The organism is Arsenicibacter rosenii (assembly GCF_001870735.1).
Taxonomy (GTDB): domain Bacteria; phylum Bacteroidota; class Bacteroidia; order Cytophagales; family Spirosomataceae; genus Arsenicibacter; species Arsenicibacter rosenii.
The window spans coordinates 1-1,309 of record NZ_MORL01000146.1 but is presented as its reverse complement, the minus strand read 5'-3'; the positions used below and the strand labels follow the sequence as shown (position 1 = coordinate 1,309).

Below are 1,309 nucleotides of genomic sequence, written 5' to 3'. Positions count from 1 at the left end.
GGTTTTCTGTATTATCAGGCAAACGCTCAATGGATGGAATTCCGGGAATGACCTTCGCTTTTGGCTTTGCGTAAACTTCCCAGAAAAAATAATCTGAATTTTTATCGTTTAAAATAGTAGCCCATATTGGAGCAAATTTATCTTTATCATTATGTATTCCTTTTTGCATGGAGTGGACATGCTTACTATTTCTATATTTATTATTTATAGACCGGAATATGCCTGTACGTTGTATCGAAACTCTGGGAATATTATTGTCTTCAGCAATTAAAGGCGTTAAAAAAGCATTATCTTCAATTATCACTGTTGGTTTAACTGTGTCGTAAGCATCTCTTTCCATTTTTACGATACTGTCTCTTATATCTTTAGCATTAGATGCAGGAAGAAAGGTTTGCTCAACTGAATAATCAATTTTCAGAGAATCTATATTCTGTATAGAAAGAAATTTACTCAGGTTGTTGTTGACCAGAAAATTATTTTTTATTCCATAGTAGTTATTTAAATATTTTTTTTGGAGAACATACAAAGGAATAAAATGTGAAAGACCACCGGCGATATAAGGTATAGTTAGAATATTCATATTATTCTCAATTATATGTTGCAAGTTAATAGCGACAAAGAAAAGTATATAAAAAACAATTAATTTGATCTTGTAATCTGAAGCCATTTAGTAATATGCTCTATTTGTGCATGCTGGTGTGCTTCAGATAAACGTTGTAATCTATAAATAATATTTTCAATGCTATTGTATTGAAAGATAGTTGCTGTTTCATTATTATTTAGACAACAACTTACACTATTGAGGCTGAAATAGGGAATATTTCCATCCAGCATTTGTTTTATTTCCGACTCAAGAATAAAGTAATATTTATCGAATTGTCCTTTTTTGTAAGCAATTGATAATAAATTCCGTAATTTATTTTTGTATTCTTCAGCGTCTGACATAAAAACATGGCTATGCATATGTTTATGTATTTTATAATACACAAGCGTTGGCCGCCATACATAGCGGATCTCTACGTTTTTAAAATTGATAATAGGTGATAGCGGCGAATGTACTAATTCATTGGTTGAGTTTAAAAATAATTTATAAGCTACAGAAAAGCCTTTTATAAAATGATCAGCATATTCATTCGCAAATCTATACGTATTATGATATAAAGGAATATTATTTTTTAATCTGTTCTTAAAAATTAAATGGCTTGTCTTTTTAGAATGTATTGTGTTTGAATGCACAAATTTATTTTCCAAATTGAGTGTAACAGCGTCTCCTTTTACGCCAAATCCGGCATGATCAAGCTGGACCCCG

The 1,309-nt window shown here is 30.6% G+C and carries 2 protein-coding genes; both read right to left on the bottom strand.

Going from position 1 to position 1,309, the window contains the following annotated elements; genetic code table 11:
• The coding region (locus tag BLX24_RS30440) for a hypothetical protein (protein WP_143092935.1) at window positions 1-580 on the bottom strand (580 nt) is incomplete at its 3' end.
• A gap of 59 nt (window positions 581-639) precedes the next feature.
• Window positions 640-1,309: DUF4135 domain-containing protein (locus tag BLX24_RS30435; protein ID WP_143092934.1), on the bottom strand; the 670-nt coding region annotated here is incomplete at its 5' end.